The sequence below is a fragment of the Micromonospora sp. D93 genome (genome assembly GCF_018070365.1).
Taxonomy (GTDB): Bacteria; Actinomycetota; Actinomycetes; order Mycobacteriales; family Micromonosporaceae; genus Micromonospora; species Micromonospora ureilytica.
This window is the reverse complement of the sequence record NZ_JAGPXW010000006.1, coordinates 196511-211845: the sequence shown is the minus strand read 5'-3', so window position 1 is coordinate 211845 and position 15335 is coordinate 196511. Positions and strand designations below refer to the sequence as shown.

Genomic DNA, 15335 nt, shown 5'->3' with positions numbered 1-15335 from the left:
GCCGCCATCCGTCGCCCGTCTCGTGCACGGGACCCGTGATCGCACCGGCTGTGCGACCGCCGGCAGTGGTTGATCCGTTGAGCGTCCGGATTCCGTTGCTACACCGCGCAATCCGAGCCGGGCTCTGCCCGGCCGCCAGCGGTGGGGCAATCCCGACGCACACGGAGGTAACGACGATGCACGATCTTGCGGGCGCGGTCTGGCGTACCAGCAGCCGCTCAAACGACCAGGGGCTCTGCGTGGAGGTGGCGGACAACCTGGTCGACGTCCATGGTCTCGTCGGAGTCCGCGACTCCAAGGACCAGGCCGGTCCCACACTCGCGGTCAGCCCGCCGGGGTGGACGGCGTTCATCGGCGCGATTCGGGCCGGTCGCTTCGAGCGTTGACCGGCGCTTCGGCACCTGTCGACGACGACCGGTGTCGAAGCAGCCGTCCTATCGGACAGCGTGGCCTCCGGGTGGTGGAAATTCCGTCCCGGGGGCCACGTTCGGCCCTCACTCCGCGTACCGTCGGGGACACGGGAGGGTGGCATGTCGACGGTGGCGATTACCGGGATCATCGAGGCGGACGCTGTCGATGTCTGGCGTCTGCTGACCGACCTGCCCGGCCGCGCGGCCCGACTGACCGCGGCCGGCCCGATCGAGGTGCTCACTCCGGGTCAATTCGGGCCGGGCACCTCCTGGCGTGAGGAGCGCGTCCAGCCGGGCGGCGGCACGCTGACCGAGGAGTTCCTGGTGGTGGAGGCGCTCGCGCCGCAGCGGCTGGTGCTCTGTTCCTCCGGTGCCGGCGCCGACTACCGGATCACCTGGAGCCTGCGACCGGTTCGCCGCCGCCGTCGGGGTTGCACGGCGATCACCGTCACCCAGGAGGCGGTGCCGACCGCTCCGTACGGTCGGGTGGTGGCACTGCTGCTCGGCGGGCTGGCCGCGCGGGCGGTCGAGGCGGCGCTCTGGCGTGATCTCGCCGACCTGGCCGTCGCGGCCGGTGCCAGCGGCTCCGTCGAAGCCGCCTGAGCGTCAGCCGGTCACCCGTCGCCGTGACCTGAACGGGGTCCGGCCCCATCCGCTGGGTAGGGTGCCGGGCGGAGGTGCGGCATGACGTTCCCGAGAGGCCGGCGACGGCTCGTGATCGCGGTCGCGGCGCTGCTCGCGACGGCGGCCGTCGCGGTCATCGTGCACCGGGTCCTCGCGCCGGCAGAGGTGAGCACCGTGGCGCGGGCCGACTATCCGGCCCCGGCCCGACCGGCTGCCGGAGTGATCGGTCGGTTGCCGGTCGCCCCGTTGATCGTCGACGGGAGACTGCGGGTGTACGCCGCACACCGCCAGGTCTACGCGGACCAGCCGGTCGACGGGCGGTACCGGACCAGCCCGTACTGGTCGTACCGGCGGTGGCCGGCCGAGCTGACCGCTGTGGTGGCCAGCGGCAGCACTGTGGTCAGCCGCTGGTCGGACGGGCAACTTGTCGCACTCGACGCCCGGACCGGCGGGGTGCTCTGGCGAACCGGCGGCCCGAAGCCCGCCGAGAGCACGGCGGTGGTGCGGCGTACCTGGGCGGCGACCGTCTGGGACGCTCCCGGGCTCCAGCTCACCGACCTTCCCGACGGGCGGGTCGTGCTGGTGGTGAGCGACGATGCCCAGGCGCGTGGGGTCGAGTTGAGCGGCGGTCGGGAGCTGTGGCGGGTCGAGCTGCCCGGCCGGTGCCGCAGCGATGTCGGCACCACCACCGGTGGGCAGTTGATCGGTCTGGACACCTGCGCCGGGGCGGCCACTGTCGAGTTCCGGGACGCGGCGACGGGCGCGGTGCGGGAGCGTTGGCGACCGCCGGACGGCCCGGACGGGTTGGTGGTGACGCCGCTCGGCTGCCGTACCGGTCGGTCGGACTGTCTGGGGCTGCGGACCGCCGGGCCGGGCGACGAGGGCGGTCGGGGCTGGCTGTTGGGTGCCGGCCCGCCGGTTGCCGCCCCCGCACTGGACCCGGCCGGCGCCGCGCTGGTCGGTGAACAGTCCGTCGTCGTGCTCGACGGGGTCGCGGTGGGCCGGTCGGCGCGTACGGGTACCGAGCTGTGGCGGTCCGCGAGCCTGGGCGCGGCCCGGGTGCTGGCGGGGCAGCCGGGCCGGGTGCACCTGCTGACCGAGGCGAACGACCTGGTGACGCTGGACCCGGTGACCGGTAGGCAGTTGTCCCGTTTCGCGCTCAACGTCGGCTCGGACGGGACCGGTTGGGCGCCCGGGGCGGTGACGGCAGAGGACGGGTTCGTCGCGATCGAGCGGCTCCGCAAGCCGGTCGACCCGACTGGCGACGACAGGCGCTATTACTACACCGGCGAGGCGGTGATCCTGGCCGCCACCTGATCGTGGCGTCTTCGACAGCGGAACACCGAACCGTTCCATTCCCTTTGTCGCAAAAGGGTACGTTTTTCACGGTTCAGGTTTCCGGTGGAAGGGGTCGGCGCATGGCCAGGACAGCAGCCAACTACCTCGTGGGCGGCGCGCTCGCCGCCACCGCGAGCCTGGCGTTGGCGGTGTCGCCGATGCTGGCCACCGCTGACCCTGCCTCGGCGCGCGGGTTCAGCGCCGCCCGGCCCGAACCGTCGGCGGGCGGCAACGTCACGTTCGAGATCCTGCCGGCGTCGCCGACCCCGCCCCCGACCCAGCCGCCACCCACGTCCACGCCGACGGCACCACCCCAACCCACGCCCAGCCACGGTGAGTTGCCGGTCACCGGATCGCGTGGGTCGGCGCTGTTGCTCGCCGTGCTGGGCGCAGCCCTGATCGTTGTCGGGTGGTTCTCCGCCCGCCGGAGCCGACCGAGCTGACGGGCCCCGGCCGGAGCCGGCCGAACTGCCGCGCGAGCTCAGCGACCGGCCGTGGTGCGCTCCCTCGGCCGGGTGGTGGGAGGCCCACCGGACCGGCCGGAACGGCGGGCCAGCATGGCGAGGCCGACGACCAGCAGCAGGCCCCCGACGGCCGCCGCCACGGTCCACGCGGAGAAGATCCGCGAGACGACACTGCCGCGTTTCCCGACCTGACCGGCGTCGGGGAACGTGATCTGCGCGGTGACGCTCCGCTTCACCAGGCCGCTCTCCAGGTTCACCTCCGCGTTCCAGGGGCCGTTCGGCAAGGTGACCGGGAACCGGGCGATGACCTGCCCGGAAGCGCCCGGCGCCAGCGTGACGCCCTGTACGACCGGAAACGGGCCGGCCCGACTGCCGGCTGGGCCATCGGTGAGGGTGACGGCACCGGTCAGGTCGACGGCACGGCCGCCGGTGTTGCTGACCTTGATCGTTAGCGACGGTTCACCCTCGGGGCTGCGAGCCGGGCGTACCTCACCTATCGAGAAGTCGGACGCGGGTTCGCCGCCGGGCCCGATGTCGAGGTACATCCGGACTCCGACCCGGTGAACCTGAGTGATCTCGCCGCCGGCCCGGGGTGTTGACGCGGTGGACGCCCAGATCACCCCGTACCGCTCGCCCCGGGAGGCGGGCGGCGGCACCGTGACGGTCGCCTGGACCCGAGTCTCACCCTGCGGTCCCAGCTCCACGGAGCGCTCGTCGAGGGTGACCCATGAGGTCAGCTCGTTCTCGGCGCGACCCTCGCCGAACCGGAACGCCCCACCCTCCAGGGTCGCGGCCGCCGGGTAGACGTCGACCCGACGGGTCTGGTCGGTGCGATTGACGATCAGCAGTTGCCGCTTGATTGTGGTGCCCGGCGGTAGGTGGTCGACGATATAGCGCAGCGCCCTGGGGTCGGTGCGGCGCTCGGTCGGGGCTTCCAGCAGCCGGATCCCGATGGTGCCGTCGTCCGATCCCGCTTCCGGCTCGACCGCGCCGGCCCGGGTCGACAGACCCGGACCGGCGAGGCAGAACAGGGCGAGCGCGACAGCGATGGTCGACCGCCCCCGGGGGCTATGCCACGGAATGTGTCACCGTGCCGGTGTAGACGCCCGCGATGCTGTCCAGCGGGACGTTGACCACCAGGGTGGGGTTCCAGGCGGCGGTGTTGCCGCCGGTGCCGCCGGTGTGGGTGAACGCGATGACCGGGGTGACCGTGTCCAGCGGCTCGGCGTCCCCGGCGGCGGCCTGCCCCTCGGTGAAGGTGCCGTCGCCGGTGGTCGCCGTCTCCGGGCCGGACCAGTAGTCGATCTCGGACGGCAGGACCGTCTCGGGCGCGGTGCCCCCGCCGGTCTGGAAGACGGTGGCTGTCACCGTGGCCTCCCAGGAGGCGTCGGCGGCGCCTCGGGAGTCGTCGACCGTCACGACGCCGAGCTGGCCGGTGATAGTGCCACCGGGGGCGCCGTCGCCGAGGTCGGCGGTGGCCGGCGCGGTGATGTCGAGGGTGCCGGCGAGCACCTCGAAGGTGGCCGTCGTGTCATCAGTGGGGGCGGCGGCGGCCGGTGCCGCGAGGAAGCCCACCATCGTGGCGGCGGCCGCCCCGGCGAGAAGAATCTTGGCAATGCGCACTGTCTGTTACCCCGTTTTCTCGAAGTGAGCCGGCGTGGTCCTCAGCACGTCCGGTCACTTCGGAAGATAAGGGAGTAAGAAGCAAGAATTGGACAAACAGTACTTATGGCCCGATTCGGTTACAGGTGTGGCAGTTTGATCAGGTCAGCGCCAGCTCCGCAGCCGTCAGGAACGCGTCGTTCTCGGCCGGGGTGCCGATGGTGACCCGGACCCCGTCCCCGGCGAACGGCCGCACGATCACCCCGCGCGCCTCGCACGCCTTGCCGAACGCCACAGCCCGCTCGCCGAGCGGCAGCCAGACGAAGTTGGCCTGGCTCGTCGGGACCTCGGGCACGAACTTGCGCAGCGCCTCGGTGACCCGGTCCCGCTCGGCGACGACCAGGGCGCAGCGGCGCTCCATCTCCGCCACCTGGGTCAGCGCGGCGAGCGCCCCGGCCTGGGCCGCCGTGCTGCTGGAGAACGGGGTCGCCACCTTGCGGATGGCGGCGGCCACCACCGGCTGGGCAACCAGCCAGCCCATTCGCAGGCCGGCGAGCCCCCACGCCTTCGACAGGGTGCGCAACACCGCCACGTTGGGCCGGTCCAGGTAGTCGAGCCCGTCCGGCACCTCCGGGTCGGTGACGAACTCCCGGTACGCCTCGTCGATCACCACCAGCACGTCGTCCGGCACCGTGTCGAGGAACCGGTCCAGCTCGGCCCGGCGCACCGCCGTACCCGTGGGGTTGTTCGGGTTGCAGACGAAAATCACCCGGGTCCGGTCGGTCACCGCCGCGGCCATCGCCGCCAGGTCATGCCCGTGCCCGGCGTCGTTGGGGACCCGCACGCTTGTCGCGCCGCTGGTCGCCACGATGATCGGGTACGCCTCGAAGGACCGCCACGAGTAGAGCACCTCGTCGCCGGGCAGGCAGGTGGCCCGGACCAGGTGCTCGGCGAGCGCCACCGAACCGCAGCCGGTGGCGATCCGGTCGGCCTCCACCCCGTACCGCTGGGCCAGTGCGTCACGCAGCGCGACCACGCCCATGTCCGGGTAGCGGTGCGAGGTGGTGATCGCCTCGGTGACCGCCTCCACCACGCCGGGCAGCGGCCCGTACGGCACCTCGTTGCTGGCCAGCTTGATGGCCTCCGGCAGGCCCAACTCCCGGGCCAGGTCGGCGGGGCTGCGCCCCGGCACGTAGCTGGGCAGCGCGTCCAGGTCGGCGCGGGTCAGCCGCAGCGCCGGCTGGTGGCGTCCGGAGTCGGTCATGGGGTGTCTCCCGGGGGCTGGTTGCGGTCGTTCGAGGGGGCGGATTCGGTGCGGTACGGGACTTCGACGACCACCGTCTGCGCGCGCTTGTCGTGCAGCGCCTGGCGCAGCGGGTGGTCGAAGAGGGGGGAGAGCGCATCGACAAGTTGCAGCACCAGGCCGAGCCCGACGCAGTACCAGAGCAGAGTCGGCAGGCCCAGCGTGCTCCACCGGCTCAGCGCCCGGCGGAAGCCCAGTGGCTGGTCGGCGGCGAGCGGCACCGCCCGGATCCGCATCACCCGCTTGCCGATGGTCTGCCCGCCGGAGGCCATGGTCGGCACCTCGTACGCCAGCCAGAGCGCGGTGGCGATCAGCAGGATCGCCACCAGCAGAGAACCGGCCTGCTCACCGGGCATCGGCAGACCGTCGGCGGAGGTGTCGCCCCGCGCCGCGCGCCGGAAGACCTCCTGCCAGTACGGCGCCCACTCCTGCGCCCAGCGCCAGACGAACCAGCCGTTGACGAGCACGTTCAGTGCGAGGACGAGGCCGAAGTCGATCAGCCGGGCGACGAACCTACGGCCGTAGCCGGCCAGCCGGAGGCCGTGCGGGCGCGGCTCGGGCGGTCGTCCGGGCCAACCGGGGTGACCAGCCGGTGGTGCCCAGCCGGGAGGACCAGCCGGTGGTGCCCAGCCGGGCGGAGCACCCTGCGGACCCCAGCCGGGAGGGCCGGCCTGTGGTCCCCAGCCTGGGCCGTGTCCCGGTGGCGGGCCGTACCCCGGGGGTGGGCCCTGCTGTGGCGACCAGGCCGGCGCGGGGGGTGCCGAGGCGGGGGTCGTCGACGCGGCGGGCGCGGCCGGAGTGACCGGCGCGGGCGGCGGCTCGGGCGGCGGCGGGCCGTCCGGCGGGGTGGCGTCGACGGGAATGGGCGCACCGAGCCAGCCCTCGCCGTCCCAGTATCGCCGGGTCTCGGTGTCGGCGGGGTCGACGTACCAGCCGGGTTGAACGCTCACGCCGTCGCTCCGCTTCGCTTCGCGGCGGCGCGAGGCGCCACGCTACTGAGCCTGCTGGTTCGCTCGCTGCGCTCGCTCACGGGGATACCTTAACGACGACCACTCCGGGGAATTCCTCACGGAGGTGTCGCGCGGCGTACCCGTGGGGGTGTGGTCCGGGTTGCGGCGCGACGCCGCCGGTGGTGGGTCGGGGCCCACCGGCCGGCGGCGTCGGGTACGACGGAGGTTGCGTCACGCTGGCAAGTGTTACAGGTTGCCGCGGGCTTCCTGCTCTCGCTCGATCGCCTGGAAGAGCGCCTTGAAGTTGCCCTTGCCGAAGCCCAGCGAGCCGTGCCGCTCGATCAGCTCGAAGAAGACCGTGGGACGGTCCTGCACCGGCTTGGTGAAGATCTGGAGCAGGTAGCCGTCCTCGTCCCGGTCGACAAGGATCTTGCGGGCCTTCAGCTCCTCGATCGGCACCCGCACCTTGCCGATCCGCTCGCGCAGCTCCGGGTCGTCGTAGTACGAGTCCGGGGTGTCCAGGAACTCCAGACCGGCCGCGCGCATCGCGTCGACGCTGGCGAGGATGTCGTTGGTGGCGACGGCGATGTGCTGCGCGCCCGGGCCCTGGTAGAACTCCAGGTACTCGTCGATCTGGGACTTCTTGCGGGCGATCGCCGGCTCGTTGAGCGGGAACTTCACCTTGCGGGTGCCGTTCGCCACGACCTTGCTCATCAGCGCCGAGTAGTCGGTGGCGATGTCGTCGCCGACGAACTCCGCCATGTTGGAGAAGCCCATGACCCGCTTGTAGAACTCGACCCACTCGTCCATCCGGCCCAGCTCCACGTTGCCGACCACGTGGTCGACGGCCTGGAAGAAGCGCTTCGGCTGGAGGCCGGCGTCGATCATCGGCTGCCGGTCCACGATCGGGCCCCGGGCCACGAAGCCGGGCAGGAACGGGCCGGTGTAGCGGGACCTGTCGACAAGCGTGTGCCGGGTGTCGCCGTACGCGGCGATGGCGGCCATCCGGACGGTGCCGTGCTCGTCGGTCACCTCGTGCGGCTCGACGACGCTTGCGGCGCCCTGCGCGATGGCGTGCGCGTACGCGGCGTCCACGTTGGGGACCTCCAGCGCGATGTCGCTGATGCCGTCGCTGTGCCGGGCCACGTGCTCGGCGCCGTCGGCGTCCGGGCGCACCGCACCGGTCAGCACGAACCGGGCCGAGCCGCTGGTCAGCACGTACTGGGCGTGGTCCCGGTAGCCCTGCTCGGGGCCGCGGTACGCCACGCAGGTCATGCCGAAGGCGGTGGAGTAGTAGTGGGCGGCCTGCTTGGCGTTGCCGACCAGGAAGTGCACGTGGTCGAGGCCCCGGACCGGGAACGGGTCGTGGCTGATGTCGTGGTCGACAGCGCCGACGAGCCGGTCGACGTCGACGTCCTCGGTCGACTTGGGTCGGTCGATCGCCTGGGTCATGGTGGGCTCCCTCGCGTACCGGCCGGCCTTGTGGGCCGCCGTGGTCGGTTCTTGTGGCGAGGATCGCTGCCCCGGCGTCGGGTGGGCAACTGTTGCCAGAAATGCTGGTCAGGTTGCGCATTCGGTATGGTCTTCACTCATGAATGGTGAGCAGAATGTACAGCTCGACGCGCTCGACGTGCGCTTGATCGAACTGCTCGCCGAGGAGCCGCGGATCGGGGTGCTGGAGTGCTCCCGGCGGCTCGGGGTGGCCCGGGGCACCGTGCAGGCGAGGTTGGACAAGCTGGTCGAGCGGCGGGTCATCGAGGGCTTCGGCCCCGAGATCGCACCGGCCGCGATCGGTTTCGGGGTGACCAGCTTCGTCACGCTGGAGATCAGTCAGCGGCACGGCCACGACCCGGTCACCGCTCACCTCGCCGCCATTCCCGAGGTGCTGGAGGCGCACACCATCACCGGCTCCAGCGACCTGCTCTGCCGGATCGTGGCCCGCTCCAACACCGACCTGCAACGGGTCATCGACCAGATAGTCTCGTCCGCCGGCATCACCCGGGCCTCGACGATCATCGCGTTGGCCGAGCAGATTCCCTACCGCACGCTTCCGTTGGTTCGCAGCGCCGTTCGGGCCGAGGGAAGGGCGCTGTAACACCTCCGAGCCCAGAAAGCGCGGCGACACGGCGGCGCGGGCGTACGGAAGATCCGTGATCGTGGCTACGGTGTGCGGTGTGGCGAAGGGGAGCGTGCGCGGTGGGCTGCTGCTTGGCCTCGCCGTGGTCGTCGCGCTCGCCGCGACCGGCGTGTGGAACCCGTTCCCCGGCATCTGGGACTGGGTGGACCGCAGCGAACCCATCTCCGAGCCCGACGTGGTCTGGCAGCAACGGGTCGGCGGCACCCCGCGCAGCGTGACCATCGCCGGCGACGCCGTCGTGGTCGAGCAGCGCACCCGGGTCGAGGCGCGCAGCCTGGCCACCGGCGCCCAGCTCTGGGAGCGCAAGGCGGACTGGGCGGCGGTCGCCGGCGGCGACCGCGACCCGGTCGTGGCAGTGGGCAAGCTCCTGGTCAAGGGGTACGAGCTGCTCGACCCGACGACCGGGGTGACCCGGCGACGTGACGACGACGCGGTGGCCGTCTGGACGTACCGCAACCTGCTCCTCGACGCCCGGTGCACGGACGCCACCGACTGCACCCTGAGCGCCTGGGACCCGCGCGGCACCGCGCCGCTCTGGACGGCCTTCCTGCCCGGGGTGCACAGCGGTCTGCTCGCCGACAACCCGGGCCTGCGCGGCACCCGCCGGCTCACCGCCACCCGGATCGACGACGGCGTGGCCGGGGCGGAGGCCGCGCCGCCGCTGCTCGGCTTCCCGGTCGACGGTCGGGTCCACGTGGTCGACACCGCCACCGGCCGGGTGTTGCAGAACGTCGAGCCAACCCGGGACGAGCGGCTCTCCGTGGTGGGCGGCCGGCTGCTCCGGGTCGCCGCCCGCTCCCAGGACGGCACCTGCTACTTCGCCATCTCCGCCCGGGACTCGGCGACCGGGCAGGAGGCCTGGCAGCGGGCCGGCGTCAACCTGCGCACCGCCGACTCTGCCGGCTGTGTGCAACGTGAGGACCCGCAGGGTGCGCGGAACGTGCTGATCGGCGTCGCCCCGGACGGCCGCGAGGCGGTCATCGACGGGTACGACGGGCGGCTGCTCTGGGTCGGTGATTCGGGCACCAGGTTGATCGCGGTGGACGACCGACTGGCGGTGTTCCGGGCCGCCGACAAGCGCTCGGTGATCGCGCGTGAGCTGGGCACCGAGAAGGTGCTCTGGACGCGACAGGCCAGCGGCAAGGCCGGGGCCGCGCTCACCCCGTACGCGGCGGTGGTGGCCGACGAGAAGCCGTCCCGACTGGTGGCACTGGACCCGCGCACCGGCAAGGAGTTGGCCGCCCTGCGCACCTCGGCGAACGCCCTCGCCGTCGGATCACAGGGCATGATCATCGGAGAGGGGCGGGAGATCGGGTACGTCCGCTTCGGCGCGTCCGGAAACTCGCCGAACCGACCGCCCAGCGACGGTGGGAATCCCCGGCCGGGAAGCACCGGCCCCGGCGGGCAGGACGACGGCGACTGCGGGCCGAAGGGGGAACTCTGCCCCGACCCGGGCGGCGGCAAGGACGGCTGAGCGGGCGGTTCGCCTGATGATCAGCACGGAAGCGGGGCCCGGCACGCCTGGCGGATGAGAGCGGCGTCCCAGGACCCGCCCGGCGGGTGGGAGTGATCGACCGGTCTGCCCTAGGCTTGCCGCTCATGAGCAGTGCCGCTGCATTCTCGTACGCCCCTCTGCTGCCGACCGGCCCGGACCAGACGGACTATCGCCTGGTCACCGACGAGGGCGTGGACGTCGTACACGGCCCGGGAGGCCGCCGGTTCCTCACCGTGGAGCCGGCCGCGCTCACCGCGCTGACCGCCGAGGCGATGCACGACATCGCGCACTTCCTGCGCCCCGCGCACCTGGCGCAGCTCCGGTCGATCATCGACGACCCGGCCGCCTCGCCGAACGACAGGTTCGTCGCGCTGGATCTGCTGCGCAACGCCAACATCGCCGCCGGCGGTGTCCTGCCCATGTGCCAGGACACCGGCACCGCCATCGTGATGGGTAAACGCGGTCGGCACGTGCTGACCGACGGCGCCGACGCGGAGGCCATCTCCCGGGGCGTCTACCAGGCGTACACCAAGCTCAACCTGCGCTACTCCCAGCTCGCCCCGCTGACCATGTGGGACGAGCGGAACACCGGCAGCAACCTGCCCGCCCAGGTGGACCTGTACGCCGAGGACCCGGACGGGCACCCCGACGCGTACAAGTTCCTGTTCATGGCCAAGGGCGGTGGCTCGGCCAACAAGTCGTACCTCTACCAGGAGACGAAGGCGCTGCTCAACCCGACGCGGATGATGCAGTTCCTGGAGGAGAAGCTGCGGCTGATCGGCACCGCCGCCTGCCCGCCGTACCACCTGGCCGTCGTCATCGGCGGCACCTCCGCCGAGTACGCGCTGAAGACCGCGAAGTACGCCAGCGCCAAGTACCTTGACGCGCTGCCGACAGCGGGTTCGATGAGCGCGCACGGCTTCCGCGACCTGGAGCTGGAGGCGGAGGTGCTGGAGCTGACCCGCAACTTCGGCATCGGCGCGCAGTTCGGCGGGCGGTACTTCTGCCACGACGTACGGGTGGTCCGGTTGCCCCGGCACGGCGCGTCCTGCCCGGTGGCGATCGCCGTCTCCTGCTCGGCGGACCGTCAGGCCGTCGCCAAGATCACCCCGTCGGGTGTGTGGCTGGAGCGCCTCGAAACCGACCCGGCGCGGTTCCTGCCCGACGTCACCGACGATTCGCTCGACGCCGAGCTGGTCGTCCGGGTCGACCTGAACCGGCCGATGGACGAGATCCGCGCGGAGCTGTCGAAGTACCCGGTGAAGACGCGCCTCTCGCTCTCCGGGCCGCTCGTGGTCGCCCGCGACATCGCCCACGCCAAGATCGCAGAGCGCTTGGACGCCGGTGAGCCGATGCCGCAGTACCTGCGTGACCACGCGGTCTACTACGCCGGCCCGGCGAAGACCCCCGAGGGGTACGCGTCCGGCTCGTTCGGCCCGACCACCGCCGGCCGGATGGACGCCTACGTGGAGAAGTTCCAGGCCGCCGGCGGTTCGCAGGTGATGCTGGCCAAGGGCAACCGGTCCGGTCAGGTGACCCGCTCCTGCCAGCAGCACGGCGGCTTCTACCTCGGCTCGATCGGCGGCCCCGCGGCCCGCCTCGCTCAGGACTGCATCAAGCACGTCGAGGTGCTCGAGTACGCGGAGCTGGGCATGGAGGCGGTCTGGAAGATCGAGGTCGAGGACTTCCCCGCCTTCATCGTGGTCGACGACAAGGGCAACGACTTCTTCGCCGAGGTCACCAAGCCGGTGCTCACCGTCGGCCGCCGCTGACCCGACAGCTATGGGAACGGGCGCCGGGCGAACTCGCCCGGCGCCCGATCTGTCGCCGACTTGCCGACATCGGTACGCCCGCCCCGCTGGGGGGTGGGACGGGCGTACCGCCCCCGTCGGATGCCGTCACCGACAACGCACAGCGAGTGTGCTGCGCCCCGCTGTCGATCCGCTCTCAGATCGCTATCGCCTGATGAAGGCGGTCCGTTACCGCAGGACTACCCTGCTGGAAGTTGCACCACTGACGCGGGAGAGCACATGCGGTTCGGGATCCTGGGGCCCCTGCGGGTGGGCGGTGGCGAGTCCACTGTCACCGCGGGACGCGACCGGATCGTGCTCGCCATGCTGTTGTTGCGCACCGGCCGGCTCGTGCCGGTCGACGAGCTTGTCGACGCGGTGTGGGAGGACCGCCCGCCGGCCACCGCCCGCGCGCAGTTGCAGACCTGCGTGTCGCGGTTGCGTCGCCGGTTGACCGAACTTGGGCTGGCACCGGAACTCATCGTCACCGACCCGGCCGGCTACGGCGTGCGAACCGCACCGAACGACCTGGACGCCGAGGTCTTCGCCCGGGGCGTCGAGGCAGCCCGAACCGCCGCCACTGCCGGTCGCCTCGTCGACGCCCGTGCCGAATTCCGCGCCTCCCTGGCGCTGTGGCGCGGGCCGGCGCTCGGCGGAATCCCGAGCCGGAGCGTCCGCCGTCGTGCACAGGCACTCGACGAGCAACGCCTCACCGCCTTGGAGGAGTGCGTCGACGTCGAGCTGCGCCTTGGTCAGGCAGCCGAGCTCATCGAGGAACTCGCGGAGAGCGTCGACCGGCACCCGTTGCGGGAGCGGCCGCGCGGCCAACTGATGCTGGCGCTGTCCGCGGTCGGGCGGCAGGCCGACGCGCTCGCGGTCTACCGGGAGGGCCGGCGGTTCTACGCCGACGAGTTGGGCATCGAGCCGGGTGCCGAGTTGCAGGAGCTGCACCAGCGGGTGCTCGCCGGTGACCTGGCCCTGGCTGGTCGGGAAGCTCGGCCGATCGCTCCGGTCCGCTCGCTGCCCCGGGCGATCGGCGACTTCACCGGCCGGCAGCACACGCTGGCTCGCCTCATCAAGGAGGTGGAGGCGGGCGCTCGGATCCACCTCATCGACGGCATGGCGGGCAGCGGCAAGACCACCCTCGCAGTGCATCTCGCGACCGCTCTCGCAGATGACTACCCGGATGCCCAGCTCTACCTCGACCTCCATGGGCACAGCGAGCGCACGCCGTTGACGCCGGCCGCGGCGGTCGCCACGCTCCTGCGGCAGCTCGGTGTGCCCGCCGAGAGGGTGCCGACGAGCCAGGACGACCGGTTGGCGCTCTGGCGCACCGAGCTGTCCGGCCGGCGGGCCCTGCTGGTGCTGGACAACGCGGCCACCGCCGACCAGGTGACACCGCTGCTGCCCAACGGCTCGCACTGCCTGATCCTGATCACCAGCCGCCGCCGGCTGGTCGGGGTGGATGAGGGGCGACCTTCGTCGCTGCCCGTGCTCGACAGCGACGAGGCGGTCGAGTTGCTCGGGCAGGTCGTCGGCGTCGCCCGGGTGGCGGCAGAGCCGGAGGCGGCCAACGAGGTCGTCCGACGCTGCGGACACCTGCCGCTGGCCATCCGGCTGGCCGGTGCCCGACTGGCGCACCGACCCCGTTGGCGCATCGCCGACCTGGCCGAGCGGCTGAGCACCCGGCCGGATCCGTTGGCCGAGTTCGAAGCCGGCGAACGGTCCGTCGGTCGGGCCTTCGCCCTGTCGTACGCCCAGGTGTCACCGGTCGCGCGGCGTGCGTTCCGGTTGCTGGGCCTGCACCCGGGAGTACGGTTCGACAACTCGGTCACCGCCGTACTGGCCGAACTGCCCCTGCCCGAGGCGCAGGACCTGCTCGACGAGTTGGTGGACGCGCACCTGGTGGAGGAGGCGGAATCCGGCCGGTACCGGTTACACGACCTGGTCCGGGAGTACGCGCGGACGCTGGTCGCCGAGCCGGAGCGGGCAGGCGAGCGGCGGGACGCCATCGAGCGTCTGCTCGATCACCACCTGCACGTCGCCACGGCGATCGCCCGCAAAAGGGAACTCACCTCGGCCCAATCGCTGATCTTGGTGACGGTGCCGATACGTGCTGACCTGGTCACGATCGTCGCCGAGCAGGGTCGAGCCTGGCTCGACGAGAACCTTGCCCTGTGGACCGCCCTGGTCCGGTTGGCGGAGACCGAGGGGTTCCTCCAGCAGTGCTGGCAGTTGGCGAGGGCCTGCTGGCACGCCCAGTTCGAGAGCGGCCGCCTAGACGAGTTGATCGAGACACATTCCGCGGGACTGCGCGCCGCCGAGGAGTTGGGCGACGACCGGGCGGTGGCGACGATGCTCAACTATCTCGCCTCGGCCCATTACCGGCTGGGTGATTTTCCCGAGTCGATCCGGTTGATGGAGAGGTCACTGGAGATCTTCCGCCGGCTCGGTCTGCGCCGCGAGTTCCGCAACACCCTCGGCAACCTGGGCACCTCGTACGCCGCCAACTACCAGTTCCGCAGGGCCCGGGAGCGCTACGACGCCGCCCGGGCGTTGGCGACGCGGATGCGCGACACGGCAGCGCTGGCGAACGAACTCAACAACCTGACGATGACCCTGCTGCTCTGGGGACGGAACGACGAGGCGCTGCGCACCGCCCGGCGGCACCTGGGGATCGCCCGCGAAATCGGCGACCCGCGCCGGATCGGCAACGCCCTCGGGCACCTCGGGATGATCCGGCATCGGATGGGTGACGTGGTGCCGGCCGAGCGGTTGCTGCGGGTGGCGCTGCGCGTCAAGCGAGAGGTGGGCACCCGGTTTGGCGAAGGTGAGGTGTTGAACGAGATCGGGATGATGGAACGGGAGGCTGGCCGTCCGGAACGGGCCGCCGACCTGCACCGTGCGGCACTGGTCGCGATGACCGAGGTGGGGGATCGCATCGCCCAGTGCGGCTCGCGCAACCTGCTGGCCCGAGCCATTTTGGACCAGGGGGACATGACAAGCGCGCTCGACCTGCATCGGCGGGTGCTCGTCGACGCCACCGGGCTGGGTTCCCCACGCGAGCAGGGCCTGGCGCTGGAGGGCATCGCTCGCTGCGTACGGGCCACGGATCCGACGGCGGCCCGCGCGCACTTGGAGCAGGCGCTGACGCTGTTCCGGCAGATCGAGTCGCCGGACCGGCACGAGGTGGAACGGTTGCTCACCGAGTTGGGCTGACGG

At 71.9% G+C, this 15335-nt stretch carries 13 protein-coding genes; 8 read left to right on the top strand and 5 right to left on the bottom strand.

The window, feature by feature from the left end; genetic code table 11:
* Positions 1-176: 176 nt before the first annotated feature.
* The 4 genes from KBX71_RS10240 to KBX71_RS10225 all read left to right on the top strand — a co-directional run bounded on the left by KBX71_RS10240 (position 177) and on the right by KBX71_RS10225 (position 2815).
* A complete protein-coding gene (locus KBX71_RS10240; protein ID WP_030327888.1) occupies positions 177-386 on the top strand; it encodes a DUF397 domain-containing protein in 210 nt (69 codons plus the stop codon).
* A 144-nt stretch (positions 387-530) separates the two neighbouring features.
* Positions 531-1013, top strand: a complete 483-nt coding sequence (locus tag KBX71_RS10235) for an SRPBCC family protein (protein ID WP_210817719.1) — start codon at positions 531-533, stop codon at positions 1011-1013.
* A gap of 81 nt (positions 1014-1094) precedes the next feature.
* Entirely contained in the window at positions 1095-2351 is a 1257-nt protein-coding gene (locus KBX71_RS10230; RefSeq protein ID WP_210817718.1) for a PQQ-binding-like beta-propeller repeat protein, read from the top strand.
* Between the two features lie 101 nt (positions 2352-2452).
* Positions 2453-2815, top strand: coding sequence for a hypothetical protein (locus KBX71_RS10225; protein ID WP_210817717.1), 363 nt, complete (start codon positions 2453-2455; stop codon positions 2813-2815).
* Positions 2816-2853: 38 nt separating this feature from the next.
* Here the strand turns inward: KBX71_RS10225 and KBX71_RS10220 are convergent, their stop codons facing one another.
* The 5 genes from KBX71_RS10220 to hppD form a co-directional block, all read right to left on the bottom strand.
* A complete protein-coding gene (locus KBX71_RS10220; RefSeq protein WP_210817716.1) occupies positions 2854-3540 on the bottom strand; it encodes a hypothetical protein in 687 nt (228 codons plus the stop codon).
* Positions 3541-3904: 364 nt separating this feature from the next.
* On the bottom strand, positions 3905-4459 hold the full coding sequence (locus tag KBX71_RS10215) for a hypothetical protein (RefSeq protein WP_307847030.1): 555 nt from the start codon (positions 4457-4459) through the stop codon (positions 3905-3907).
* A gap of 139 nt (positions 4460-4598) precedes the next feature.
* The gene (hisC, locus tag KBX71_RS10210; RefSeq protein ID WP_210817715.1) at positions 4599-5702 is read right to left on the bottom strand and encodes a histidinol-phosphate transaminase; all 1104 of its coding nucleotides are present in this window, start codon (positions 5700-5702) and stop codon (positions 4599-4601) included.
* Complete coding sequence (locus tag KBX71_RS10205; protein ID WP_210817714.1) at positions 5699-6691, bottom strand: RDD family protein; 993 nt, start codon at positions 6689-6691, stop codon at positions 5699-5701. The genes hisC and KBX71_RS10205 overlap by 4 nt, the downstream gene beginning before the upstream one ends.
* A gap of 246 nt (positions 6692-6937) precedes the next feature.
* Positions 6938-8143: a 4-hydroxyphenylpyruvate dioxygenase gene (gene hppD / locus KBX71_RS10200; protein ID WP_210817713.1), complete on the bottom strand. Its 1206-nt coding sequence runs from the start codon at positions 8141-8143 to the stop codon at positions 6938-6940.
* Positions 8144-8282: 139 nt separating this feature from the next.
* Between hppD and KBX71_RS10195 the strand changes: the two genes are divergently transcribed.
* The 4 genes from KBX71_RS10195 to KBX71_RS10180 all read left to right on the top strand — a co-directional run bounded on the left by KBX71_RS10195 (position 8283) and on the right by KBX71_RS10180 (position 15332).
* On the top strand, positions 8283-8786 hold the full coding sequence (locus tag KBX71_RS10195) for an Lrp/AsnC family transcriptional regulator (RefSeq protein ID WP_210817712.1): 504 nt from the start codon (positions 8283-8285) through the stop codon (positions 8784-8786).
* A gap of 70 nt (positions 8787-8856) precedes the next feature.
* Positions 8857-10302, top strand: a complete 1446-nt coding sequence (locus tag KBX71_RS10190; protein ID WP_374102594.1) for a PQQ-binding-like beta-propeller repeat protein — start codon at positions 8857-8859, stop codon at positions 10300-10302.
* A gap of 125 nt (positions 10303-10427) precedes the next feature.
* Positions 10428-12095: a fumarate hydratase gene (locus KBX71_RS10185; RefSeq protein ID WP_196929212.1), complete on the top strand. Its 1668-nt coding sequence runs from the start codon at positions 10428-10430 to the stop codon at positions 12093-12095.
* Positions 12096-12353: 258 nt separating this feature from the next.
* Entirely contained in the window at positions 12354-15332 is a 2979-nt protein-coding gene (locus tag KBX71_RS10180) for an AfsR/SARP family transcriptional regulator (protein WP_210817711.1), read from the top strand.
* Positions 15333-15335: the final 3 nt, after the last annotated feature.

Bases quoted from the DNA above. Each gene is read 5' to 3' on its own strand.
- KBX71_RS10240 (WP_030327888.1), top strand. From the start codon at position 177: ATGCACGATCTTGCGGGCGCGGTCTGGCGTACCAGCAGCCGCTCAAAC.
- hppD (WP_210817713.1), bottom strand. From the start codon at position 8,143: ATGACCCAGGCGATCGACCGACCCAAGTCGACCGAGGACGTCGACGTC.
- KBX71_RS10235 (WP_210817719.1), top strand. From the start codon at position 531: ATGTCGACGGTGGCGATTACCGGGATCATCGAGGCGGACGCTGTCGAT.
- KBX71_RS10225 (WP_210817717.1), top strand. From the start codon at position 2,453: ATGGCCAGGACAGCAGCCAACTACCTCGTGGGCGGCGCGCTCGCCGCC.
- KBX71_RS10230 (WP_210817718.1), top strand. From the start codon at position 1,095: ATGACGTTCCCGAGAGGCCGGCGACGGCTCGTGATCGCGGTCGCGGCG.
- hisC (WP_210817715.1), bottom strand. From the start codon at position 5,702: ATGACCGACTCCGGACGCCACCAGCCGGCGCTGCGGCTGACCCGCGCC.
- KBX71_RS10195 (WP_210817712.1), top strand. From the start codon at position 8,283: ATGAATGGTGAGCAGAATGTACAGCTCGACGCGCTCGACGTGCGCTTG.
- KBX71_RS10180 (WP_210817711.1), top strand. From the start codon at position 12,354: ATGCGGTTCGGGATCCTGGGGCCCCTGCGGGTGGGCGGTGGCGAGTCC.
- KBX71_RS10185 (WP_196929212.1), top strand. From the start codon at position 10,428: ATGAGCAGTGCCGCTGCATTCTCGTACGCCCCTCTGCTGCCGACCGGC.